Annotated in this window: 25 protein-coding genes; 7 read left to right on the forward strand and 18 right to left on the reverse strand. The window is 33.0% G+C overall.

Annotated elements, in window-relative coordinates:
- Positions 1 to 9: 9 nt before the first annotated feature.
- Complete coding sequence (gene aspA / locus EQM05_RS09355) at positions 10 to 1446, reverse strand: aspartate ammonia-lyase (RefSeq protein WP_128749794.1); 1437 nt, start codon at positions 1444 to 1446, stop codon at positions 10 to 12.
- 226 nt (positions 1447 to 1672) lie between these two features.
- The gene (locus EQM05_RS09360) at positions 1673 to 2041 is read right to left on the reverse strand and encodes a VOC family protein (RefSeq protein WP_128749795.1); all 369 of its coding nucleotides are present in this window, start codon (positions 2039 to 2041) and stop codon (positions 1673 to 1675) included.
- Positions 2042 to 2158: 117 nt separating this feature from the next.
- Here EQM05_RS09360 and EQM05_RS09365 point away from each other — a divergent pair, with 117 nt between their 5' ends.
- Both EQM05_RS09365 and EQM05_RS15780 read left to right on the forward strand, forming a co-directional pair.
- A complete protein-coding gene (locus EQM05_RS09365) occupies positions 2159 to 2890 on the forward strand; it encodes an MBL fold metallo-hydrolase (protein WP_128749796.1) in 732 nt (243 codons plus the stop codon).
- Between the two features lie 50 nt (positions 2891 to 2940).
- Positions 2941 to 3096 (forward strand): hypothetical protein, encoded by a 156-nt coding sequence (locus tag EQM05_RS15780; protein ID WP_164917255.1) that lies wholly within the window; start codon positions 2941 to 2943, stop codon positions 3094 to 3096.
- Between the two features lie 13 nt (positions 3097 to 3109).
- Here the strand turns inward: EQM05_RS15780 and EQM05_RS09370 are convergent, their stop codons facing one another.
- The 3 genes from EQM05_RS09370 to EQM05_RS09380 all read right to left on the reverse strand — a co-directional run bounded on the left by EQM05_RS09370 (position 3110) and on the right by EQM05_RS09380 (position 4965).
- Complete coding sequence (locus EQM05_RS09370) at positions 3110 to 4234, reverse strand: amidohydrolase (RefSeq protein WP_128749797.1); 1125 nt, start codon at positions 4232 to 4234, stop codon at positions 3110 to 3112.
- A gap of 71 nt (positions 4235 to 4305) precedes the next feature.
- Positions 4306 to 4545, reverse strand: coding sequence for a hypothetical protein (locus EQM05_RS09375; protein ID WP_128749798.1), 240 nt, complete (start codon positions 4543 to 4545; stop codon positions 4306 to 4308).
- Between the two features lie 21 nt (positions 4546 to 4566).
- The gene (locus EQM05_RS09380; protein WP_128749799.1) at positions 4567 to 4965 is read right to left on the reverse strand and encodes a hypothetical protein; all 399 of its coding nucleotides are present in this window, start codon (positions 4963 to 4965) and stop codon (positions 4567 to 4569) included.
- A 211-nt stretch (positions 4966 to 5176) separates the two neighbouring features.
- On the opposite strand from EQM05_RS09380, the gene EQM05_RS09385 reads away from it, so the two are divergent.
- A complete protein-coding gene (locus EQM05_RS09385; protein ID WP_128749800.1) occupies positions 5177 to 5947 on the forward strand; it encodes a 3'-5' exonuclease in 771 nt (256 codons plus the stop codon).
- A 45-nt stretch (positions 5948 to 5992) separates the two neighbouring features.
- Here the strand turns inward: EQM05_RS09385 and phnD are convergent, their stop codons facing one another.
- A complete protein-coding gene (phnD, locus tag EQM05_RS09390) occupies positions 5993 to 7888 on the reverse strand; it encodes a phosphate/phosphite/phosphonate ABC transporter substrate-binding protein (RefSeq protein ID WP_164917256.1) in 1896 nt (631 codons plus the stop codon).
- A 273-nt stretch (positions 7889 to 8161) separates the two neighbouring features.
- Here phnD and surE point away from each other — a divergent pair, with 273 nt between their 5' ends.
- The 3 genes from surE (at position 8162) to EQM05_RS09405 (ending at position 9870) form a co-directional block, all read left to right on the forward strand.
- Entirely contained in the window at positions 8162 to 8917 is a 756-nt protein-coding gene (gene surE, locus EQM05_RS09395) for a 5'/3'-nucleotidase SurE (RefSeq protein ID WP_128749802.1), read from the forward strand.
- Positions 8918 to 9224: 307 nt separating this feature from the next.
- Positions 9225 to 9401 (forward strand): transposase, encoded by a 177-nt coding sequence (locus EQM05_RS09400; RefSeq protein ID WP_128749376.1) that lies wholly within the window; start codon positions 9225 to 9227, stop codon positions 9399 to 9401.
- Positions 9402 to 9435: 34 nt separating this feature from the next.
- Complete coding sequence (locus EQM05_RS09405) at positions 9436 to 9870, forward strand: hypothetical protein (protein WP_128749803.1); 435 nt, start codon at positions 9436 to 9438, stop codon at positions 9868 to 9870.
- A gap of 235 nt (positions 9871 to 10105) precedes the next feature.
- Here EQM05_RS09405 and EQM05_RS09410 read toward each other — a convergent pair whose 3' ends face one another.
- From EQM05_RS09410 to sufC, 7 genes are all read right to left on the reverse strand, one after another.
- Entirely contained in the window at positions 10106 to 11197 is a 1092-nt protein-coding gene (locus EQM05_RS09410) for a glycerol dehydrogenase (RefSeq protein ID WP_128749804.1), read from the reverse strand.
- A gap of 208 nt (positions 11198 to 11405) precedes the next feature.
- Positions 11406 to 11963: a hemerythrin domain-containing protein gene (locus tag EQM05_RS09415; RefSeq protein WP_128749805.1), complete on the reverse strand. Its 558-nt coding sequence runs from the start codon at positions 11961 to 11963 to the stop codon at positions 11406 to 11408.
- A 25-nt stretch (positions 11964 to 11988) separates the two neighbouring features.
- A complete protein-coding gene (gene sufU / locus EQM05_RS09420; protein WP_128749806.1) occupies positions 11989 to 12432 on the reverse strand; it encodes a Fe-S cluster assembly sulfur transfer protein SufU in 444 nt (147 codons plus the stop codon).
- Complete coding sequence (locus EQM05_RS09425; RefSeq protein WP_128749807.1) at positions 12419 to 13660, reverse strand: cysteine desulfurase; 1242 nt, start codon at positions 13658 to 13660, stop codon at positions 12419 to 12421. Before EQM05_RS09425 ends, sufU begins: the two co-directional genes overlap by 14 nt.
- Positions 13653 to 14777 (reverse strand): Fe-S cluster assembly protein SufD, encoded by a 1125-nt coding sequence (gene sufD, locus EQM05_RS09430; RefSeq protein ID WP_128749808.1) that lies wholly within the window; start codon positions 14775 to 14777, stop codon positions 13653 to 13655. The genes EQM05_RS09425 and sufD overlap by 8 nt, the downstream gene beginning before the upstream one ends.
- Before the next feature lie 12 nt (positions 14778 to 14789).
- Positions 14790 to 16196 carry a Fe-S cluster assembly protein SufB gene (sufB, locus tag EQM05_RS09435; protein WP_128749809.1) on the reverse strand — a complete coding sequence of 469 codons (1407 nt, stop codon included), beginning with the start codon at positions 16194 to 16196 and terminating at the stop codon, positions 14790 to 14792.
- Positions 16197 to 16214: 18 nt separating this feature from the next.
- The gene (gene sufC / locus EQM05_RS09440; protein WP_128749810.1) at positions 16215 to 16970 is read right to left on the reverse strand and encodes a Fe-S cluster assembly ATPase SufC; all 756 of its coding nucleotides are present in this window, start codon (positions 16968 to 16970) and stop codon (positions 16215 to 16217) included.
- 261 nt (positions 16971 to 17231) lie between these two features.
- Between sufC and htpG the strand changes: the two genes are divergently transcribed.
- On the forward strand, positions 17232 to 19106 hold the full coding sequence (htpG, locus tag EQM05_RS09445; protein ID WP_128749811.1) for a molecular chaperone HtpG: 1875 nt from the start codon (positions 17232 to 17234) through the stop codon (positions 19104 to 19106).
- Positions 19107 to 19186: 80 nt separating this feature from the next.
- On the opposite strand, the gene rsgA is transcribed toward htpG, so the two are convergent.
- From rsgA to ltrA, 5 genes are all read right to left on the reverse strand, one after another.
- The gene (gene rsgA / locus EQM05_RS09450) at positions 19187 to 20260 is read right to left on the reverse strand and encodes a ribosome small subunit-dependent GTPase A (protein ID WP_128749812.1); all 1074 of its coding nucleotides are present in this window, start codon (positions 20258 to 20260) and stop codon (positions 19187 to 19189) included.
- A 505-nt stretch (positions 20261 to 20765) separates the two neighbouring features.
- Positions 20766 to 21806 carry a site-specific integrase gene (locus EQM05_RS09455; RefSeq protein ID WP_164917257.1) on the reverse strand — a complete coding sequence of 347 codons (1041 nt, stop codon included), beginning with the start codon at positions 21804 to 21806 and terminating at the stop codon, positions 20766 to 20768.
- Positions 21806 to 22765, reverse strand: a complete 960-nt coding sequence (locus tag EQM05_RS09460; RefSeq protein ID WP_128749814.1) for a tyrosine-type recombinase/integrase — start codon at positions 22763 to 22765, stop codon at positions 21806 to 21808. Before EQM05_RS09460 ends, EQM05_RS09455 begins: the two co-directional genes overlap by 1 nt.
- Positions 22762 to 23988: a site-specific integrase gene (locus EQM05_RS09465; RefSeq protein WP_164917258.1), complete on the reverse strand. Its 1227-nt coding sequence runs from the start codon at positions 23986 to 23988 to the stop codon at positions 22762 to 22764. Before EQM05_RS09465 ends, EQM05_RS09460 begins: the two co-directional genes overlap by 4 nt.
- A gap of 261 nt (positions 23989 to 24249) precedes the next feature.
- Positions 24250 to 25518: a group II intron reverse transcriptase/maturase gene (gene ltrA, locus EQM05_RS09470; RefSeq protein ID WP_128749816.1), complete on the reverse strand. Its 1269-nt coding sequence runs from the start codon at positions 25516 to 25518 to the stop codon at positions 24250 to 24252.
- Between the last annotated feature and the right edge of the window lie 165 nt (positions 25519 to 25683).

A 25683-nucleotide genomic window follows, 5' to 3' on the forward strand; every position in this document is an offset into this window, starting at 1 on the left:
TCCAATGAATTATTTTGAAATCAGGCATTTGCAGGATATACCAGGCTCAGTCATGGCTACAGTATTTAAAACTTTTTTAAGTTCTGCTTCTTTAAGTATTCCCTGTTTTAAAATTATTTTTCTAATTGGTTCACCTGTTTTAATAGCAGTCTTTGCAATCTTTGCAGCTTCTTTATATCCTACATATGGGCAGATTGCTGTTACTATTCCTACGCTGTTATCAACAAGACTTTTGCATCTCTTTTTGTTTGCAGTGATTCCCTGGATACAATTTACCACAAAGGTATTTATTCCATTAGTCAATGTTTCTATAGATTGAAATAAATTAAAGAATATAACTGGTTCAAATGCATTTAATTCCAATTGTCCAGCTTCTGCAGCCATTGTTATTGTAACATCATTTCCAATAATATTAAATGCTATCTGATTGATTACCTCTGGTATTACAGGATTAACTTTTCCAGGCATTATAGAAGAACCGTTTTGTTTTGCAGGAAGATTTATTTCTCCAAGTCCAGTTCTTGGGCCTGATGACATAAGTCTTAAATCATTTGCTATTTTTGATAAGTTAACAGCACATGTTTTAATAGCAGCAGATACCTCTACAAAGCTGTCTAAATTCTGAGTACCATCAATTAAATCTTCAGCCTGATGTAAATTAAGTCCTGTTACCTTATTTAGGTTAGGAACTATTTTGCTTTCATACAATTTATCTGCATTTATTCCTGTGCCAATGGCAGTAGCTCCTAAATTTACATATTTTAAATTGTCTTCAACTTTTTCTAATCTTTTAATATCCCTTTCTATAACAGAGCTGTAAGCCTTGAATTCCTGTCCAAGTCTTATAGGTACAGCATCCTGCAATTGTGTTCTTCCCATTTTTATAACATCATCAAATTCTTCGGATTTATCTTGAAAAGCTTTATAAAGATTTTTTAACTGTTCAACAGCCTTAGGCAGAAGTTTTAATGTGGTAACCTTTCCTGCTGTTGGAATAACATCATTAGTAGATTGTCCCATATTTACATGGTCATTTGGATGTACAATGCTGTAATCTCCTTTAGTGCCTCCCATAATCTCTATGGCCCTATTTGCTATTACTTCATTGGCATTCATATTCATAGATGTTCCTGCTCCGCCCTGGATAGAATCAGTGATAAATTCATCATGAAGTTTTCCTTTAATTATTTCATCGCAGGCTTTAGCAATTGATGCTTCTATTTTATGATCTAATAATCCTATTTCTCCATTTGTAATTGCTGCTGCCTTCTTAATCTGAGCAAGACTGTTTATAAATTCCCTGTTGATTTTAAATCCTGTTATTTTAAAATTTTCTGCAGCTCTCAGTGTCTGCACTCCATAATATGCATTTTCAGGCACTTCTCTTTCACCTATTGAATCGCTTTCAACCCTGAATTCACTATCGTCGTATAGCTTATTTTCCATAATATCTCCCCCTATAATTGAATATAATCCTGCTAAATTTTAATAATAATTGCAAAAATGAAGCATTTCCTTCATTTCTACATTGTATTACTTTACCATTGTAAAGTCAATACCATTTGCATGAATTATTTCATTTTTATGAAGGATTTTGAATATTTGCAAGTTATAAAAATGAAGATTTTCAAAATCACTGAAAATCTTCATATTATATATATATTAACTTTCACTATTTTTTAGGAATTATTTCTGTCCAGTACCCATCTGGGTCTATAATAAAGTAAAGTCCCATTTCCTTGTTTTCATAACATATGCATTTCATTTTTTTATGGTATTCATAAGCTTCACTAAAATTATCAACAGTTACAGCCATATGAAACTCATTTTCTCCTAAATCATAGGGCTCTTTTCTATCCCTTATCCAGGTTAATTCTAATTTGTGATTTGAAGAATCATCTCCTAAAAATACAAGAATAAAGCTCTTATCATCAGGTTCATATCGCCTTATTTCCTTAAATCCAAGCGCCTTTTTATAGAACTCCACACTTTCCTCTAAATCAGAAACATTAATACTGTTATGATCAAAAGTAAATTTCATTTTAAGCCCCACCTTTCAATAATAATAATTATTTACTTATATTATATCAGCATTATAAGTATTTTAAAATTATGTTATTATTTAGACATAGTATATTTTATACAAGGAGGAATTTTTATGAATAATAATAAAGCTAATATATATTTTATATATCACAGCGGATTTGCAGTAAAAACTTATAATCACCTTTTAATATTTGATTACTTTAAGAAACCTGCTGAAATGAATGAAACAGCAAGGAAACTTTTAGATATGGAAAATCTTAAAAATATGCAGAATGTATTTGTTTTTTCATCTCACAGTCATGAAGACCATTTTAATCCTGAAATATTAGAATTTGAAAAGTACAATGCTGGAATAGAGTATGTATTAAGCAGTGATATAAATGTTGAAAATAAACATAACTACAATATGATAAGTGAAGGTGAAGAGCTTCATCTTGGTGATTTATTTGTCAAAGCTTATGGTTCCACAGATTTGGGAATTTCTTTTTTGGTAAAGGTGGACGGATTAACAATATTCCATGCAGGAGATCTAAATTGGTGGCACTGGAAGGAAGATAGTGCTGAGGAGCGCAGCCTGGCAGAGTATTCCTTTAAATCAGAGATTGAAAAGCTGAAAATTGAAGATTCCATAGATATTGCCTTTTTCCCTGTTGATCCAAGATTAGAGGAATATTATTATATTGGAGGAAAATATTTTGCAGAAAATATTAAGCCTAAAATGCTTATTCCAATGCACTTTGGAGATAACTTAGATGTTACAGGAGAATTCAAGAATAAAATGAAGGGAACTTCAGTGAACATAGTTGAACTTAATTATTTTGGACAACAAATCGTATTTAATTAAATTAAATGCACATAATATTATCAGTTCTTTTGGTAAGGAGGATTAATATTATGAATAAAAAAGACCATAGGGAATATAATAAGGAAAACTCTTTAAAAAATGGTACCAAGACTCAAAATCAATGGGCAAAAAATAAATTAAACACCACTGTAGAAGAGCCTGGTACAAATGAAAGCGGCATTGAAGCAAGAAAAAAGGGCTGGTAGCTATATCATTCTTTTACATTCTGGCAATTTCATAAAAAATGTCCACTCCCTTTTCTATTATATTGTCAGGAAAGTTATATTCTGCAGTATGAAGTTGAGGATGAAGCAACCCATCACCAATACCAAGCATGGCACCTTTTGTTTTTTTAGTAAAATAGCCAAAGTCCTCAGACCATCTGAAAGGGTGCAATATTTCTTTGCAGCTTAATCCAATATTGCTGCACCCTTTCTTTATTTTTTCAACGCATTCACTATTATTTCTAGTCTCAGGAAATTCATCACAAAATGAAATATCATAATTAAATTTATTTTCCTTTGAACAGCTTTCAGTAAATTCTACTATCTTATTTTGAAGTATATTTAAATCTTTTTCTTCTTCTGCTCTTATGGTAAACATAACTTCACCATAGCCTGCAGAAGTTCCAAAGTCCTTTTCCCCTATATTTACATTTACAATAGTACAAAGTACCATTGAACTATATATGTCCAGCTTTGTAACATCCTTTAAAAACTTAATTATATCAGCAGCTGCATAGGCTGGATTAACTCCAGATTCTGGATATGCCGCATGTGACTGCTTTCCAGTAAGCCTTATCACCACACCCTTGGACGTACATGCAAATACATTGTTTTTGCATACAATACTTCCATTTTCAAAACCGGGTACATTATGAAATGCATATATTTCATCAATTTTATTTTTTTCTAAAAAATTGTCATTAACAATTCTTCTTGCTCCTGTTCCAATTTCCTCTGATGGCTGAAAAAGAATGAATATATTTTTATCTTTAATAGGATTATCTTCTATTTCCAGAGTAAGACCTGCTGCTACTGCACAGTGGCCATCGTGTCCGCATTTATGCGAAGCTTCAGAATTTAAAGAACTATATGGTATATCCATATCTTCCTTAATAGGAAGAGCATCCATATCTGCTCTAAAACATATATTTTTATATTTGTCACCATTTTTTTTAAAGGCATAAACATATCCATCTTTTATTACTGTGTTAAAAGAAGTGTGCTGCCTTATAAATTTATCAATAATTTCTATAGTTTTTTTCTCCTTTCCTGACAGCTCGGCATTTTTATGAAGTTCATGTCTGAGTTCTATACAGGATTTTAATTTTTCTTCATTCATTTAGATTTCTCCCCTTTAGCTCTTTTAAAGGAACTCTCAAGCGAGTTCCTTTAAATTTTGAATAAAATTAATTATTTGTAAGTGCTTTTAACTGGTTTTTGATCTGCAGATCGTGGTGATATATTATCATCTACTTTTGTTAATTCCTTACCGTCTTTAGAAATACCAACAATCTCAAAATCAGAACCCTTAAACTTACTCATATAAACAAGCCATATTCTTGTGCCTTTTGCATCAATAATTTTTGCCTGCTCTTCAATATTTCTCTTCTTTTCTATAATCTTTACTTGACTTATATCGATGGGATACATGCTTAATTGTATTGGTTTTGTTTACTTTTCTATAATCTTTACTTGACTTATATCTGGATTACCAATAATACCAAAATATATTGGAAGTGACGTTTTCTCTATGGCAGGAAAAAAGCAATATGTTATTCCAAATTTTTTTGATACCTTACTTACATCCTCTTGTACACCATCATATAAAACTTTATAACCCCCTATACCATTTTTTACAAAGGCAGTTGATAACTCATCATAACCTAATCGATTATAAAATACTATACTCCCTTTATCGGTTTTTTCTTCATGTATTATATTAATTTTATTTAGACCTGATGGGTTTATTACTTCTTCTACTGTTCTCGCCCCTGATCTAAATTTAATTAACATAAATATTGATATAATAATAATTATTAATACTACTGAAAGACTTACTATCTTTTTCATAAAAACCTCCACCCCGCCGCTACTACGACCTGTTAAGTATATATTAGCATATGCTGGAATACATGTTAATATATCTTTCTTACCTTTTATCTCTTAGTTCTTAGTTCTTAGTTTTTATAAATTATATTTTTATGCTATTTTTTTATTTATATTAGTGGCATAATGAATTATATGAGTATTTTTTAAGATCATTAAATAAATGGAGACTGGTATGAATTATATAGTATTTGATTTAGAATTTAACCAAGGCTTAGGCAGATGCAGCCGCATTAACAGCATTAAGCCAAGATGCCCATTTGAGATAATTCAAATAGGTGCAGTAAAACTTAGCAGTGAATTGGAATTTGTATCTTCTTTTGACAGATTAATAAAACCTGTAATATATACGGATGTTAACCCATATGTAAGGGAAATAACAAATATAACCACTGAACAGCTGCTTGATAAAAAATATTTTAATGAAGTTTATGGTGAATTTACAGAATTTATCGGGCATGACAGAAATATTTTATGCGTTTGGGGAACTGCTGATATAAAAGAATTACACAGAAATATAGCATATCATGGATTAGATGCCTCAGTAATTTCAAGGGAATACATTAATATTCAGATGTATGCATCTAAATTATTTAACTGCAGAAGTGGAATTAATATTGGACTTAAAAGTGCTGTAGAACTGTTAAATATACCTGCTGCTACAGATTTTCATAATGCTGTTAACGATGCATATTACACTGCAGAGGTGTTTAAAAAAATATACAATGATAAAATTCAGCCTAAAATATACAATCCTTTTAAATACCTTGAACCAAGCAGAAGGCAGAGAAACTCAGAGTACAAGCAGATTGATACTGAAAACCTTATAAAACAATTTGAGAAAATGTATAACAGAAAAATGTCACAAGAGGAAAAATCTATTATTAAATTATCCTATTTAATGGGCAAAACAAATCAATTTCAGCTTAATAATAAACCTAAATAAAAACCGTGCTGTAAATATTTACAACACAGTTTTTTACTATCCTAATTAGTTTTCTTTAAATAATGAACGTATTATATCATAATTTTCATCACTGCTTTTTACAAACCCGGTTATATTGGAATTTAATCCTGAAAAGTTATTAAAACTTATGAAAGCCTGCTGCAATTTTTCTGCTAACCCTTTGTTAAATCTTGGGTTTGCAGCAAGAGCATCCTTAGGAATATCCTCTGTTGTGCTTATAATATTAATTTCATCTGTATTAAATCCCTGTTCTTTTCCGCTTTCTAAAGCTTCATTATAGGTAGCGCCTGCATCTACAGCACCAGACAAAACAGATTTTATTACATTATAATGGCTTCCTAAAAAGGTCACTTCTTTAAATAATTTATCAGGATTTAAGCCTTTTGTTTTCAAAATATGTCTGGCATATAAGTATCCTGAAGCACTTTCTACATCAACATATCCAAATGTCTTATTTTTTAAGTCTTCAACGCTTTTTATTCCGCTGTCTTTTTTAGTTATTATATATCCTTTATAGGAAATCTTATTATTTATTTTAGGAGTTACCAGAGGTATTACCTTGTCCCTGTCATGAGCATTAACATAAGCAAAAGGAGAAAACCAGCCAATATCTATGGTATCATTTTCTATTCCTCTGCTGAGAGCATCATAATCCTTTACTATAACTGCCTTTGCCTTATATCCAATTGAATCACATATTTTCTCCAATATTGGTACATACATATTCTTTATATTTTCCGGAGTTGTAAATGGATTAATACCAAAAATTATTTCGTTTTGTTTTTTCAGCCTTGAAGCTATCATCTGAACATTAGAAGAAGTTTCACTTAGCTTATCACAATAATTAAATAATTCATTATTTTTAGCTTCCTGCTGCATAATCATTTTTAAGGATTCAGCAGTGATATTATTGGTTTTTTCAACTGCATCAGCTACAGTCTGAACTGCCATACTAATTTGATTTGAAGTTTCCTTTTGATCTGAAGATATATCCTTTAAACTGGATATTGAATTAAATATATCCTGTAAAATTTCTTTTATATTAGAAACCAGCTTTGAGGATTTATCTGAAATTTCCTGTACCCCTTTTATTCCTTTAATACATTTATTTGTAGAATTATCTGACTCCTCAACATCGGAAACAATTAATTTTAAAATACCTTGAATCTCGGTAACAGCTTTTTCTGTTTCTTCTGAAAGCTTTCTTATTTCCTTTGCCACCACAGAAAATCCTTTTCCTGCATCTCCGGCTCTTGCAGCTTCAATAGATGCATTTAATGCAAGTAAATTTGTCTGCTTTGAAATTTGATTTATATATGCTACAAATTCATTTATTTTATTGGATGAAACCTTAAGATTATTATTTGATACTGATAAATTATTAATGTCATCACCTACACGGAGCAGATATTCACCTATATCATTAATAATTGCCTTGTTGCTGTCCAATATTTTTAAGGATTTCTCAGAGCTTTCCTCTATATTAATGACACTGTTATTTAGCTTTTCTTCAGTACCTGCAAACTCTGAAACATTACTGTTGATTTCTTCAATGCTTGCACTGTTTTGTTCTGTATATTGCCCAACTTCCTGCGATACACTGGTAATTTTTTTAAGTACCTCCACACTATCCTTACTTAGCCATAACAACTGCTGTATATCATAGCCTATAGTCTGCCAGGCTGAAAAGAGTTCATCATATTCATTTGTTTTTTCAACATCTGATGGTTTTTCATGGCTTATATTTTTCATATTCTTTTGCTTATTTTTACTGTTATTAAATATTAATACTAAGTCTAATGCATCAATTAGTATAATAGCTAAAATTAAATAAAGGCTATTTTCTTTAATAAAAAATAATAAACTATTTATAATTATGATGGCAATGCAAAGCAATAAATTTTCATTTGTTTTCCACATTTTTAGTCCCCCAGACATTAATTTAAATTATGCTTATTATGTTTATTTTACTACTACTTGTATACGTATACAAAACTTAGTTGATAAAATTACAAATAACTTCACCTTTCCCTATTAAATTACATATATAGTACTGCTGATATCTTCATTTTTCGCAAAATATCGAAATATTTCTATATTTACTTATTTATAAATATAATCTATTATAATAATTATGATTTAATTTTATTTAGGAAATAATAAATTATAAGTGTTTTAAGCAAGGAGGCTTTTATGAGAATTTTGATTACAAACGACGATGGTATATATGCTCCTGGCATAAATAGTTTAGCAAAGGAAATATCTAAAAAGCATGAAGTCATTATGGTAGCTCCTCTTGAACAAAGAAGCGCTTTCAGCCATTCCATAACCATAAGAAAACCTATTCTGGTTAAGGAAGTAAAGCTTCCTGAGCTCAGTATTAAATCCTATGGCATTAATGGTACACCAGCAGACTGCGTAAGAGTAGCTTTAGATAAATTAATACCAGACAATGTGGATTTGGTTTTGTCTGGCATCAATTTCGGACTTAATATAGGCACAGATGTTTTATATTCCGGAACAGTATCTGCCGCCATTGAAGCTTCATTGTATAATATTCCTTCTATAGCAGTATCACAGCAGATAGTGAACACCGAAGAAGTAAATTTTAACGCTGCTGCAAAATATGCATGTCACATTTTAGAGAAAGCAAAAGATTATTTAAATGACAATATAGTATTAAATATAAATGTACCTGCTTTACCTGAAACTGATGTTAAGGGCATTAAAGTATGTAAAATTGGAGATAAGGTATTCAATAATACATTTTCTGAAACTATTGATGAAAATGGTGAAATGTCACTTTTATTAAACGGCACTATTAATGAAGAAAAAAATTTAGATTCAGACAGATTTTATTTAAAACAGGGTTATGTTACAGTAACACCACTTCATTATGATTTTACTAACTACAATGTTATAAAAGAAGTTGAGAACTGGATTTATTAGCAAAAACGGGGCTGTCGCATTTATGAATTTATATACAATATATTATAGTATTTATTCTTAATGCGGCAGCCCATTAAACTTTATGTTTTTGGGACTGTTACGATGATTAGATATTTACTTTCTATAGACACATATGGCTCTTTTAAATAATAATGTTGATGTGAATAGGACTTCATCAAAAGAACAAAGATTAAAGAACAAAGATTAAATAAGGTAGTTTTTCTTTGCAGAAAAACCAAAAACTCAATTGATTAAGTGGATTATAGGTTTTAATAACTAAAAATGGTTTCAATTATAGTTTTATTAGATGATAAAAAAAGATTTGCAAAAATCCTATGCCGGCAGGCAGCCAATTAAAATAAAGAACGTAAATGGATTGCCTAAAACATTGAAGGTTTCTTTTCCAGAAGCAACTATTCAAAACTGCATTGTACATCAAATTAGAAATTCTTTTTTAGTATTACCCATAACCATTATAAATTAGTAGATTTTCTGCCAAAGCAGAAAATCTACATTATTTGTTATTTGTTATTTGTTCTTTAATCTTTTGTTTTGCGGCAGCCATGGAAATTGGTGTTTCTTATGTAACACTATTTTACTGGAGGCACAAGCTGTTCCTTGCTTTAAAAATGGTTAAACAAAATAAAATGCAGGGAAAGTTTGAACTTTATAATTTCTTCTTAAAATTTTCCCGAAAGGGACAGAAAAGCATTGAACATGATCAAAGCGTAAGTTACATTAATATCAGCAATAATAAAGTCTGCTTTATTACGGCACTGGATTCACACAAAAATATTTATTCCAGGGCAGTGGGCACAGGACGTATGAATGCAATGGATATGGAAAATTATATTGGAAAAATATTAAATAAAAATAAACAGGCAATCTCAAGACCGAAAAGCTTTTTTGCCATGTTCTTTAAAAGAAAATTAATATTGAAAATACATATATAAATATGAGAAATGCTGAAATATGTTTTGATTGACATTTCACTAACTAGAATTTGTTACTTTATCAACACTATTGAATAAAAGAGCCATATACCTAAAGAAGAAAAGATTAAAGAACATGGCTTATCTTAAATTAAGCCATAATTAGCATCATAAATCTTTAGTTTCAGTCTTCAATAAAAAAAGGAAATCACATTAGCAGTTTTAACTGCTAATGCGACAGCCACTTTTATTATTTTTATTTATAAAGTTTTCCTAAAGCATCTGCAGCAAGTATTGCAGCATAAACATCATCAGCTGTTACCTTAAATGGCATATTGTGAATAGTTTCTCCCTCTGCGCAGGTTGCTTCAGCTACTTTTCTTATTTCATCTTCTTTAACTTCCTTTATTCCCATATCCTCCAGTGTAACAGGAAGACCTAAATCAATACATAAACCAAGTACTTCTTCCAGTTCTTCTAAAGGACTATTTTCTAAAATCAGCTGAACAATTGTACCAAATGCAACTTTTTCGCCATGATATAAATGATGGCACTGCTGAAGTACTGTAAAACCATTATGTATTGCATGAGCACCAGCAAGTCCGCCGCTCTCAAAACCAATGCCGCTTAAATAAGTATTTGCTTCAACTATATTTTCTACTGCTTCTGTACAAACCTTATTTTCAACAGCAAGTTTTGCCTTTAATCCATCCTGAAGTAATGTCTCATAGCATAGCTTTGCCAGGCTTAATGCTGCTTTTGTAATTTTTCCTCCAGTCATATTAGCTGCTCCAGATCTGGAACATGCTCTTGCTTCAAAATATGTAGCCAATGCATCTCCAATACCGGAAACAATAAGTCTTGCTGGTGCCTTAGAAACGATTGCAGTATCGACTAAAACTAATTCCGGATTTTTAGGAAGGACAAGATATTCACTGAATACTCCTTCTTCTGTATAAATTACTGAAAGTGCACTGCATGGAGCATCTGTAGAAGCTATTGTAGGCACTATTACAACAGGAAGATTTGAATAATGTGCTACAGCCTTTGCAGTATCAAATATTTTTCCTCCACCAATTCCAACTACTACATCGCTGCTGTTCTTTTCAACCAGTTTCTTTAATCTGTCTATTTCGCTCTTGCAGCATTCTCCATTGAAGCCTTCAAACACAACTTTGACATTGCTGCCTTTAAAACTTTGATCTATAACTGGCTTAGTTCTTTTTATGCCGTTGGGACTTGCAATTATAAAAAATGATTTGCCTAGATTTTTAGTATGCTCTTTAAAGTTTTTTAATTCCCCACTGCCCTGTACATATCTGCTTGGTGATATTATTATCCTTGCCATTAAAAACACTCCCTTAGATTTATTTTTACAATTATATTTTAAGTTTATAAAACATATATTGCAAAGGCTCTGATAACTAATATTCCCACTCTGTGAATAAATATAATTTAATTCCTTCATCTATCTAATTATAGCTATCACTTGCAAATTAAATTTTTAACAATCTTTTTTAATGATAAAATCTAAAGAGTGCCTTTTACTTTTATTATTATTTATCATACTTTTGCTCTAATTGTTTAAGCATGGATAAATATTTATTTTGTATGCCATTATGTTCATCGTTTTTTTCAAATGCATCGCAGTCCTGTTCCAGCTTTTGAAGAGTTGATTTTGATAAATTATTTTCTGCAAATTTATATACCACATTATCTTCTTTTTCTATATGCCTTGTCAGCAGATCAGCATAACCTATGGCATTTGCTATTACATCAACTCTGGCATCCATATTGCCATTTTCAACTTCATTAACTGCAGTTTCCAAATTTTTAATGAACAATCTTCCTAAATCATGTTCTACCAGCATACCATGAGTCACAAGCTTATCTGCAGGCCCCTTTAATTCCTCTACCATTTTAACAAAAAGAAATTTTTCTTCTTTGCCATGATGGTGCTTATCAGCATAATTCCTTATGAAATCGATAATTTTGTGAAAGTCACTATAATCAACATTATTATCATTTAATACCTTTAAACAGTATTTTCTTATAACCCGCAGCATTCTTGAAATGTTTTTATGTTCAGAAACCATGACTTCAATAAAATTCATATTTTACAACTCCTTTATCTGAATTTTATACTGTCTTCTTTACTTTTTTTATTGCCTCTTCCAGTGTATGCCATGCAAGTACTGCACATTTTGTTCTGGCAGGCATCATTGATATATTTTTCAAGGCTATAGCGTCCTCAAGCTTTTCTAACTCTTTTTCATCTGTTACTTCTTTCTTTATCATGCTAAGAAATGTTTTAACATATTCAAGAGCTTCTTCAATTGATTTACCTTTAATAAGGTCTATCATTATAGAAGTCGATGCCTGTGAAATTGCACATCCGCTCCCCTCATATGCAGCATCCTGTATAATATCCCCATTAAGTTTCAAAGACAAAGTTATATCATCGCCACAGCTTGGATTATGTCCTCTTTCACAGCAGTCTGCATGATCCAGATGTCTTTTATTGGTTTTATCCTGATTATGCTCTGTGATTATTTCTGAATAAATTAAACTAAGATCGTCCATATCCTAACCACTTCCTAACATTTTTAATACTATCTATAAATTTATCTGCTTCCTCAAATGTATTGTAAAAGTAAAAGCTTGCCCTGCAGGATGCTTGTATCCCTAAATATTTCATAAGAGGCTGAGCACAGTGATGGCCTGATCTCACAGCCACACCATAGGTATCTATTATACTTGCCACATCATGAGGATGAATGTCTTTGATATTGAAAGATATGATGCCTCCTTTATTATTTGCATCTTTTGGTCCATATAAACTTATATAAGGAATTTCCTTAAGTTTATTAAGTGTATAGGATGTAAGCTGTCTTTCATATTCTTCAATGTTATCAAGTCCAATGGATTCCAGATAATCAATAGCTGCAGCTAGTCCAACTGCCCCCTCTACATTCTGAGTTCCAGCTTCAAATTTATATGGCAGTTCTGCAAAAGTGGCTTCCTGCTCTGTTACATACTCTATCATATCTCCCCCAGTGAGAAATGGAGGCATTTTTAATAAAATTTCTTCTTTTCCATATAGTACTCCAATTCCCATTGGTCCAAGCATTTTATGACCTGAAAAAGCAAAAAAGTCTGCATCAAGATCTTTCACATCAACCTTCATATGAGGCACACTCTGAGCCCCGTCTATTACCACCACAGCTCCTTTGCTATGAGCATATTTTATGATTTCCTTAACTGGAAAAATTGTTCCAAGTACATTGGACACTTGTGCTATGGAAACTATTTTAGTTTTATCAGTTATTTTACTTTTATACTCATTTTCATCCAACATGCCATCTTTATTTAAATACATATACTTAAGTACAGCATTTTTTGCCCTTGCCACCATCTGCCAGGGCAGCATATTACTGTGGTGCTCAGAAACAGCAATTACTATTTCGTCCCCTGGATTAACATATGTCATTCCATAGGTATAGGCAATTAAATTAATGGACTCTGTGGTATTTCTTGTAAATATTATTTCATTAGATTTATCTGCTCCTATAAACTTTTGGACCTTTTCTCTAGCATTTTCATAAGCTTCGGTAGCTGCCACACTTAGATAATGGGCACCTCTGTGAGGGTTTCCATTTATCTTTTCATTATATTCTTTAATTGCATTAATAACAGATTTGGGCTTTTGCGTGGTAGCACTATTATCCAAATAAACTAAATCTCTTCCATTTACTTTTAAAGATAAAATGGGAAAATCTTCTCTGATTTTATTTACATTTAAATTAGTCATTGGAAAGTCTCCTTTTAATTTCTGCTCCTAATATTTCCCTTAAGCTTTCATCTGGCACCTTGTCAAAAATGGGACTGAATTCAGCTTCTATAATTAATTTCTTTGCATCATGGTCGCTAAAGCCTCTGCTCATGAGATAAAACATTTCTTCCTCATTTATTTTACCAACACTTGCAGCATGTGATCCATCTACATCTTCTTCATGGCAAAGCAGCATTGGAACAGAGTCTGTTTTAACATTAGGGCTTAATAAAATCACATTTTCCTCCTGTGCACCCTTAGATTTTGATGATCCCTTTTTAAAATCTATATTACCTTTGAATACTTTTTTGCTGTGATCCTTTAAAACTCCTTTTATGATCATATTGCTTTCGCTTCTTCTGCCTTTGTGATTTGCTGTATAATATAAATCTTGTCTTCGGTATCCATCCACAAAATATGCAGAATATATATCTGCTTTACTGTTTTCCTCATTTAAATCAGACATATAATTAGTTACATTTATATTAGATCCCATTTCTACTGTAACCCAGTTCACTTTGGCATTCCTGGATACAACTGCTAAATTTGAATCTAAATGAACTGCATTATTATTCATTCTTTGTATCTTAATTATATTAATTTCGGAATTTTCACCTGCAAATACCTTTGTTACTCCATTGTGAAATACTTCAGATTTTTCATCACTGCTGTAATCCACAATGATTGTAGCTTTACTTCCAGGTTCAGCTGTAATTATATTGTGATCTATAAGAGTTGGATTTTCTTTATCCAGTACATAATTCATTTTAATATATGAATTAATTATTTTATCCTTTGGAATATGAACAAAAACACCTGAATTAAATTCATTTTCTGCAATTTTTACAAACTCTTCTGATACCCCAAACTTTTCATTATAATTTAAATGCTTAGCTGCATTTTTATCAACTTTAATGGCCTGTTCAATAGGTATTACCACTACATCCTGAAAGTCCTCTTTGGAAAACTCAAGATAATTTTTTTTATAACTTTTAATAACAGGTTCTGCAAAATTATTTAAATCAAAATTATTCAATTTTAAGTGCTTCCAGGTTGGAACCACAGTGGAATTTAATTTATAATTTTCTTCAATCATTGTTAACCCTCCTTATCCAATAGCTCCATCAAGTTCTAGTTTAATCAGATTATTCATTTCAACTGCATATTCCAGCGGTAATTCCTTTGCAATGGGCTCAGCAAACCCTCTCACAATCATTGCCTTTGCTTCCTCTTCAGTTAATCCTCTGCTCATTAAGTAAAAGATAGCTTCATCGCTTATCCTTCCTATTTTTGCTTCATGTCCCACATCCACATTATCATTCGAAACACTTATAATAGGTATTGTATCTGATCTTGATTCACTATCAAGCATTAAAGATTCACAGGATACTGTTGACTTTGAATTTTTTGCATTAGGTGTTGCACTTAAAAGGCCTCTGTAAATTGCAACTCCTCCATTTTTTGAAATGGATTTCGAATTTACAACTGAAGTAGTATTAGGAGCTGCATGCACTACTTTAGAGCCAGTGTCCAGGTGCTGCCCTGCACCTGCAAATGTTATACCTGTAAATTCCGATGATGCGCCCTCTCCTCTTAAAATGCTCATAGGATAAAGCATAGATACTTTAGATCCAAATGATCCTGATACCCATTCAATTCGTGCATTTTTATCCACTAATGCCCTTTTTGTATTAAGGTTATACATATTTCTTGACCAGTTTTCAATTGTACTGTATTTAAGTGTTGCACCTTCCTTTATATATAATTCAACGCAGCCTGCATGCAAATTGTTAACATAATACTTTGGTGCTGAACATCCTTCTATATAATGTATCTTTGCACCCTTTTCCACAATAATAAGTGTATGTTCAAACTGTCCTGCCCCAGGGGCATTTAATCTGAAATAAGATTGAATAGGAATATCCACCTGTACACCTTCAGGCACATATACAAATGAACCCCCTGACCACACTGCTCCATGCAAAGCAGCAAATTTATGATCATTAGGCGGAACAAGCTTCATAAAATATGGCTCTACAAGTTCCCTGTATTCTTTTACTGCAGTTTCCATATCCATATACAAAACTCCCTGATTCTTAAGCTCCTGACTCACATTGTGATATACAACCTCAGAATCATATTGTGCGCCTACTCCTGCCAGGGATTCATGTTCAGCCTTTGGAATTCCAAGTAAATCAAAGGTATTCTTTATATCCTTTGGAATGTCATTCCAATCATGCTTCATATCAGTATTTGGCCTTATATATGTTACTATATTATCTACATCAAGATCAGTCAGATCTGGCCCCCAGGATGGCATTGGCATTTTATTATATATTTCCAGAGATTTTAATCTTTTATCTCTCATCCACTTGGGCTCATTTTTTTCATAGGATATCTGTTCAATTATATCCTTTGTCAGTCCCTTGCCTGTTTTATAGCTGTAATTTACAGGATTTTTAACATCATATATGCCTCTTTCTATATCATCTATATAAGTTTTCTTACTTTCCAAATTAAGCACCTCTTTTCATTACATTACGCTGCTTTCCATTTTGAACTCAGCATAGCCATTTTCATTAATTTCATTTGCTAAAGACATATCACCAGTCTTAACAATTTTTCCATCTATTAATACATGAACAAAATCTGGTTTTAAGTAGTCCAGTAATTTGTTTTGATGTGTAATTATCAAAATTGAATTATTTTCATTTGCAAAATCTGCAACTGCTTCAGAAACTATCCTTACTGCATCCACGTCCAAGCCTGAATCAGTTTCATCCAGTATGGCAAGCTTTGGCTGCAATACAGACATTTGAAGCATTTCGCTTTTTTTCTTTTCTCCTCCTGAAAACCCCACATTTAAATATCTTTCTGCATAGCTTTCATCCATTTCAAGGGATCTCATTTTTTCCTTTAGTTCTTTTCTAAAGGTAATAATGCCTGTTCTTTTACCAGTAACAGCTGATTTTGCTGAGCTTAAGAAATTTCTAAGAGTTATGCCCTGAATTTCCTCAGGATATTGGAAAGATAAGAAAATACCTTTTCTGGCTCTTTCATCAACCTTAAGATTGTCAATCAATTCACCTTCAAAATAAATATGTCCTCCTGATATTGAATACTTTGGATGACCCATTAAAGTATTTGCCAGTGTTGATTTTCCAGCTCCATTTGGCCCCAATATAGCATGGATTTCACCTTTACCTATTTTTAGATCTAATCCCTTTAATATTTCATTTTCATCAACCTTAACCTTTAAATCTTTAACATTAAGCAATTCTTCCCTCATTATATCTCTCCTTGTTATATCATAGTAGTTTACTCTGAATTAAACTCAAAAAAAATTAAATTTAATTCAGACTAAATCGATCAACTTTATTACATTTATATTCTAATATTTTTTTTAAAAATAATCAAGATAAAAATAAATTTATTTTATATTTATTAACAAATATTAAACATGGTGTTTATTGACATAAACCTGAACAAATACTAAAATATTCTTCGAAAGATGTTTATAGAGATAATTATAATGTTAGGGGGAATTTGTATGACAATGGAAAAAGGTAATATTTCAATTCACACAGAAAACATTTTTCCAATAATAAAAAAATGGCTTTATTCTGATAAGGACATCTTTATCAGGGAGCTTATAAGTAATGGATGCGATGCAGTAAGTAAACTTAAAAGCCTAATAGGCATTGGAGAAGCAAAGATTGAAGATTCTCCTGATTTTTTTGTTAAAGTAATATTTAATAAAACAAATAAAACCTTAAAATTTATAGATAATGGCATAGGCATGACTGAAGATGAGGTAAAGAAATATATAAACCAGGTTGCATTTTCAGGTGCTGAGGACTTTATAGCCAAGTATAAAGATAAGATGGATGAAAAAGATCAAATAATAGGCCACTTTGGATTGGGCTTTTATTCTGCATTTATGGTATCAGATAAAGTTCAAATTGATACTTTGTCTTATAAAGAAGGTTCACAAGCTGTATGCTGGACCTGTGACGGTGGTACAGAATACGAAATAACAAGTTCCAGTAAAAATGATCGCGGTACAATGATAACTCTTTATATAAATAAGGACAGTGAAGATTTTCTACAGGAATTTAAACTTAGAGAAGTAACAGAAAAGTATTGCAGCTTCCTCCCTGTTAAGATTTATATTGAAGATGAAGAAAAATCTAAAGATGATAAAGATAAAGCTGAAAGCAAACCTGTAAATGATATCCACCCGCTTTGGTGCAAATCTCCAAACAGCTGTACAGATGAGGAATATAAGGAGTTTTACAAAAAGGTATTCCATGATTATAATGAACCATTGTTCTGGATTCATTTAAATGTGGATTACCCATTTAATTTAAAAGGAATATTATATTTCCCAAAAATGGATAATCAGCTTAGAGCTGTTGAAGGTCAGATAAAACTTTATAATAATCAGGTATTTGTAGCTGATAACATAAAGGAAGTTATTCCTGAATTTTTAATGCTCTTAAAGGGAGTAATTGACTGCTCGGATCTGCCATTGAATGTTTCAAGAAGTTTCCTGCAAAAGGATAGGAATGTAATTAAAATTCAAAAACATATAACCAAAAAAGTAGCGGATAAACTTACTGAGCTTTATAAAAATGAAAGAGAAAAATATAATGACTACTGGAAGGATATAAACATATTTATTAAATATGGATGTATCCGTGAAGAAAACTTTTACGATAAAGTTAAAGACATTTTAATTTATAAAACCATAAATGGTGATTATACAACACTTAAAGAATATTTGGACAGAAACAAGGAAAAGCATGAAAATAAAGTGTTCTATGTATCTGATGAACAGCAGCAGGCACAGTATATTAAAATGTTTAAGGAAAATGACCTGGAGGCAGTTATTCTTAACACTCCTATTGATGTGCATTTTATCAGCTTCCTAGAAACCAGGGAAAATGGAGTTAAGTTTAACAGAATAGATTCTGATATATCTGAAACTATGAAGGATTCCTCTGCAGCAGATGAAGATAAAGCTTCTGCTGAAAATACTGAAAAGGAAATTCAAAGTATTTTCAAAGAAGCATTGAATAATGATAAATTAACCATTAAAGTGGAAAGCCTGAAGTCTGAAGATATTCCTGCAGTAATGCTTACTGACGAGCAGTCAAGAAGAATGAAAGATATGTCTGCAATGTACAGCGGCTTTGATGCTAATATGTTTAAGACTGAAGAAAGTATAATAATTAACAAAAATTCACCTTTAATTAGATCCGTAGTTCAGTTAAGCAAAAATGATGATAAAAAAGATGATGTAAAACTTATATGTAATCACATTTATGATTTAGCACTTATGAGCCATAAGCCCCTTGGTGCAGATAAAATGGCTGAATTTATTTCCAGAAGCAATAAAATCCTGGGAATGTTAATTAAATAGATTAATAAAAAATAAAATCTAAGAATTTTTTATCCTTAGATTTTATTTTTTATTATTAATTTTGAAATACATTAATAAAATTAATACTTTACTTTTCTAATCGATTTATTTCTTTTGATTATATGCTTTTTATATTTATCAGCCTCTCTTTTATCCAGTTTTCTTTTCATAAACTCGGCTTCTTTTTGTAATTTGACATAATTAAGATATCTTTCTAAAGTGATTTCACCTTTATCGATAGCTTCTCTAACAGCGCAGCCCGGTTCTGTTTCATGCTGACAATTGGAGAATTTACACTTTTTAGAAAGCTCATCAATATCAGAAAATGAGTTTTCAATACCAGTTTCATTGTCCAGCACATGCAGTTCTCTCATACCTGGAGTATCTATTACCACCCCTCCTTCAGGAAGTACCACCATTTCCCTGTGAGTTGTGGTATGCCTTCCTTTATCATTTTCACCTATATTGCCAGTGTCAAGCATTTCTTTTCCGCAGAGATTATTAATCAAAGTGGATTTTCCAACTCCTGATGAACCTATAAAAGCAGCTGTTATTCCAGTTTTCATATATGACTTTATTTTCTCCACTCCTAAGTTTTCAACATTACTTGTAACCACTACATCAATTCCAATGGCACTTCTTCTTACATTGCTGACATTTGTATCATAATCATGGCACAAATCAGCTTTTGTAAGAACTATTACCGGAACTGCTCCGCTGTCCCATGCCACACTGATATATCTTTCCATTCTTCTCAAATTAAAGTTATTGTTTAAGGACATGCATATAAATAATATATCTATATTGGCAGCAACTATTTGTGATTGAAAATTGTCTCCAGCCTCTTTCCTTGAAAACTTGCTTTTTCTTGTAATGATGTGCTGAATTACTGCTTCTCCATTTGCTTCATTATTTCTATCAAGAACCACCCAGTCGCCTACGGCAGGAAAATCGTCCTTTCCCTCTGCATTATAAAACATTTTCCCATTTATCTTACCATGGACAGATCCCTGTTCTGTTTCAACCACATATAAATTTTTGTATTGAATAGAAACTCTGCCTAAATAATGCTGTCCTTTATTAAAGTTATCATTAAATTCATTTATTATTTTTTCATTTAATCCTAATTCTGTTAATGTATAATTTTTATTCATTTTTTTCCTCCACAAATTAATTTTTTGTATAAAAATACCCGGAATATTTGTTTTAATCAAACTAACTACTCCAGGCAGATTAACAAATTAATTATGGAATTATCCAATTATACATTATTTCAATTTAAATTTCCTGGAGTAGTATTATTAAAATATAATCTTTCAGATGTAATTATTAAATTTCCCATAAAACACCACTCCTTTCAAAACATAGAATTATTGTATCACAATTATTTAGTATTATCCATTGTTTTTTTGATTTTGTTAATGACAAATTTCGGGTGCTACCCTTGACAAAAAATAACAAAGATTAAAGAACAAATAACAAATATTGTTGTTTTGCCTTTTGGGCAAAACTTAAATCGAGTAGGTAAACCTCGGAAATAACTTTCTGAGGTTTTTCCTCTCACAGAACTTATTCCGACTTTACTATTATCCCGACTTCTTTACAAACCTACAATTAAAATGAATTATTATGTGTAAAAAGTCGGGATAATCTTTTTACTTACTGCAATCCATAAAGGCGCTTGATTAGTTCATCATCATCTTGCCATGGCCTAATGTCATGGACTTGTCTTAATGGGCTGATGGCACTGGTTGCCTTTTCAATTGCTTCTCGTTTCATTCTTGTGTCTGCATAGGCGTAAATCATCGTAGTCTCTAGTTGTGCATGACCGAGCCATTCTGAAAGAAGCGGCAATGGCATCCCGCCGCGGTAAAGATGCATGGCCCGCGAATGTCTAAACATATGAGGATGCAAATCTTTAGGCACGTTGCTGTTTTGCTCCCTAGCTGCTTTCCCATATTTTTTCATAAATTTTGCAACAGCATCAGGAGACATTGTCTGTCGATCTCCTTTTTGTATGATATAAAACAGGAGATCATTACTGATTTGACTATCATGAAAAATTCGCAGATAATTGTTAAAATGTTTCACCGTTTTGTCCATCAGAGGTACAATCCTTGTTTTGCTGCCTTTTCCGGTAATCACTACATGCGATTCTTTTGCCGATATATGTATATCGCTTACCTTTAAGTCAAGTATCTCCTGGTTCCTTGCCGCCGTATCATACAATAATATCATGTAGAACAAGTCCCTAATTCCCTTTTTTGTTGCAGTATTAGGCTGACAGAGAATAGTCTTTAGTGCCTCCTCCTCAAAATATTTCACTATCTGACCTTTTGCCATTTTCTTGATAGGAATCTTTTCAAGCTCAAATGAACATGCTGCTACAGTCATATCCATACCAGCAGCATATTTATAAAATGCACGGATACAGGAAAGACGATGATTTCTTGTTGCTACGCTATTGTTCCTTTTAGCTTCCAACCAATCAAGGTACCCTTCTACTGTCTGACGCGTTATTGTGTCAAAACTGATTTCAGATAACCGAAGATTTTTGGTCTCCTTCAGATACCCAAGTAGAAGATTTAAGACATCACGGTATGCGTATACCGTATTGTAGCTACATGCCTTCTGTCTTGGAACGTAAACCGTAAGAAAATCCTTTATTAGCTGGAAGAAATGTCTGCTTTCCTTTTTCACTACGATTCCACCTCCGGTATCAATTCTGCAAAAGACTCCCAATCCATGGTGTGAGAGCGTAAAAGTTTTTCAGGAAGTAGATGTATATAGTAGGCAGTGTCAGAAAACTGAGCATGCCCCATATATGTACTGAGATAAGGGAGCTTAGCATATAAATCCGCACCACTATCAAGCCACTGCATCATGACTGTTGTGGCAAAACGATGGCGAAGGTCATAAACACGTACCCTCAGTGTACATTTAGTGCCTCTGACTTTTTTCCATATTCCAAGGAACTGTCTTGTCAACCATTTGGCCGAATAGGCTATGCCTTCTGTATTGGGAAAGAAGAACTCACTCTCAGGTGCGAAGAATTGTAGTTTTTCATTATAGGAAATGCACAGGTTATGCATATCTTTGGACATTGGAACGTATCGCTCCCTGTGAGATTTATTTTTTCGGATAAAAAGGACTCCTTTATTTAGGTCAACGTCCTTCTTGAGTAATTCTCGCCCTTCGTTAGGGCGAAGTCCACAGAAATAAATCATGCGTAGCAGTACCGGCACAATCATATGACTGTTTGGCGAATTTAGGCTGGGTTCCATGTTATCTGCTTCTAAAAAAATTTCTGTCAAATCTTCATCTGAAAAGATGTATGATGTAAAGGTCGATCGTCCTCCTACAAAACATGAAGGGAGAATATAGCTCTTTTCACCTATGGCTTCCATATACTTTCCGAATTCCCTGACTGCGATTATTCTCCTGCGGAATCCTGACGGACTTTCAGATTGGCGCTGCACACACCACCCAAGAACAAGTTCTTTTGTTAGTCGATCCTGCGTCGGGTAGTGCTGTACACAATACCTGCTAAAATCATTCAAGAACCCTTCGTATGTTTTTCTTTCGTATCCGAGATGAACCTTGAAATTTAGCATTTCATTGATATAGGTTGTAAAAAGACTCGTGCAATCCTTTTTCATCTTACACCTCCACCAATGGAATCGAACCCTAGCGCACACTGCCGTAGACTATCCATATTTAGTGAAATATACTGTCTTGCCGCATTACTGGTACGATGCCCAAGTACCTGTGAAACAGTTGTTAGCGGCACGCCTTGGAGTACCATTTCAGTGCCCAAAGTTCTGCGTATTCCGTGGAATGTCCGCCCATCTCCTTTAAAATGAGGTAATCCCGCCTTTTTCAGATACTTCCTAAAAACGCATGCAATAGATACCCCATCTTTAAACTTGTTGTATGGTGCAATGCTTCTAAGAAATAAATATGGTGAATTTGATTTCGGTCTTCCGTTCAGAATATATTCTATCAGTGCAGCACATGCACGCTCATCAAGTGGAATCGTAAGCTGTTCTTGTGTTTTACCCTGTATAATGCGTATCTCACTGTTTTTCCAGTCTATATCATTCAATCGTAGGTTGGCTATATCCCCTGCACGTAGTCCTGTGTGGATCCCGAGTTGCAAAATAGCGCTGTCCCGTTTACCGGAAGGTGTTTCCTGATTAACCTGCTCAGCTATATGCTGGATTTCGCCAACCGCAATACATGGAAAGATTTTTTTATCTCGGACTCTTGGTGCAAAAAGTACTGTTTCAAAATGGATGCAGGTATATCCTTTGTTTCGAAGATAGTAATGAAGCCTCTTTAGCACGACTACTACATCATCCATGCTCTTAGGGCGCGACTCGGAAATCTCAACCATGAAGTTCTTTATATCCATACATGATACGTTGATGAATTTATCATGTCCATGTGTGAATAGGTACAGGAAATACCTTTGGGAAATCGACCGGTATATGTTGATACGCTTAACGTCCCCTATACTGGCAATAAAATCAGAAAGTATACAATCATAATAAGAGGAAAGCAGATTTTCTTTTTTCTTAGTGAATACTTTCCATTCAAAGTAGCCACATCTGTGGATTTCCTGAAGTATTTCTATTCCACGCATACACCAATTTAATGTTTTGCGTGAAATGTCTCCTGAAGTATATTGTTCCTGATACAGTTTTTTCAGTTCTTCCGTTAAATTAGAACGATAGTAATGCTCACCTTTCCTTTGATAAAAATCAGAAATAGGCTTAAAGGCACGATTCTGATAGGAATCAATCGTGCTGCCACATAGATAGAATCCATGTAATTGCTGGATTGCACAATTGATTAGTTCTTGAATTGTGATTTCATTCATTGTCATAACCTCCATGAAATATTTGGCAACATGCCACATTTATTATTATGGGAACAATGAACAATTTAAATCACTACTGGAATAATTATTCCGACTTTCTTTGAGAAACAAACTAAAGACCATTGATGTTTGATAAGCCAACATAAAGTTTATAAAAAGTCAGGATAATCTTGAAGTCGGAATAAGTGGTGTTATTACGAAGTCGAAATAACACCACCGTGCATGCGGGCCTCGCACACGGCTCTTGGCAAATCTCCTTCATTATTCGTAATAATGATACAAAACCTTGGTTTCTACTTTGGACATATCGAATAGCTTGATTTCATCAAACCATTCATTAGGAAGTGCCATGCTCAGTAGTGGACTGGCTGAGTTTCTCCAACTTGCCATGGAAATCTTTTTGAAGTTTCCATAATATCCATTTCTTCTGAGTGCTTTGTGAAGTGACTTGTAACTTTTCCATTCTTTCATCTTTTTCATTCTGAGTCTTCTACGCACCCAGGATGAAATATTCTTGAATGTTGTTTGGCAATTAGCTATCCTGAAATAGTTGCTCCACCCTCGCAACACCGGATTGAGTCGCTGCACCATGGTCTCAACATTCAGTCCAGTGTTTCTGGGTGTCAGCATTCTTATCTTGTCTTTGAACCTTCTAATTCTTTTAGGGTGTATGGAAATGCTGTTTCTTTTGATTATGAATCCCAAGTACGGCACACCTTCACCTACATTGGCTATATGCGTTTTCCTTTCATTGACTGTAAGCTTCAGTTCTTCTTGCAATATTTTAGTTGCAATTGCCCTGTATCTTCCAGCTTCGCTCTTGGATTTTGCAAATATCAATATGTCATCAGCATATCTCACTATGCGGATTCCCTTCTCCATCATTTCCCTATCGAATCTGTCCAGATATATGTTCATCAGCAACGGTGAAATCACACCCCCTTGCGGGCTCCCGACAGGGGTTTCTTGAAATGCCCCATCTTCAAGTGTTCCCGATTCAAGAAAGCTTCTGATTATCTTCAGCACTTTACTGTCACTAATTCTTTCGTTCACAGTTTCGATTATGAGTTCGTGATTGAGAGTGTCAAAGCATTTTGACAAATCCATATCCACCACATATTCCAAATTCCATCTGTTAAGAAACCTTTCAGCTTTCGCCACTGCCCTCTGGCATGACCGATTAGGTCTGTAGCCATAGCTGGATGGATGAAAGTTGGGTTCAAATATTGGCTCAATAATATTCCTTACAGCCTGTTGCACCACTCTGTCCTTCACGGTTGGAATCCCCAACGGTCTTTTTGTCCCATCTTCCTTGTCAATATATGTCCTTCTTACTGGACTTGGTTCGTAGATACCTTCTTTCAGTTCACAATGAATTTCATCAATCTTGTCCTCCAACGCACTTGCAAAACGCTCAACAGTCTCCCCATCTATTCCTGGGGCTCCCTTGTTTTTCTTCACAAGTTTGAAGGCCTTCAAAATATTGTTCTTGTCATATATTTTGTCTATCAGACTATAATATTTCTTCATTGTGACCTCCTTGATTCTGCTCAGTTTCCTAAAATTAAATCCGCAATATGGACAAACCTTCATTTCACTGTCCGAAATGGTTTCTCTAGCTTGAAGCAATATGCCTATTCCTTTAGACAGCTACTGTTCACGGCACGGACGCACCTTGCAGATGAATCATTTTAC

It is taken from the genome of Clostridium sp. JN-9 (genome assembly GCF_004103695.1).
Taxonomy (GTDB): domain Bacteria; phylum Bacillota; class Clostridia; order Clostridiales; family Clostridiaceae; genus JN-9.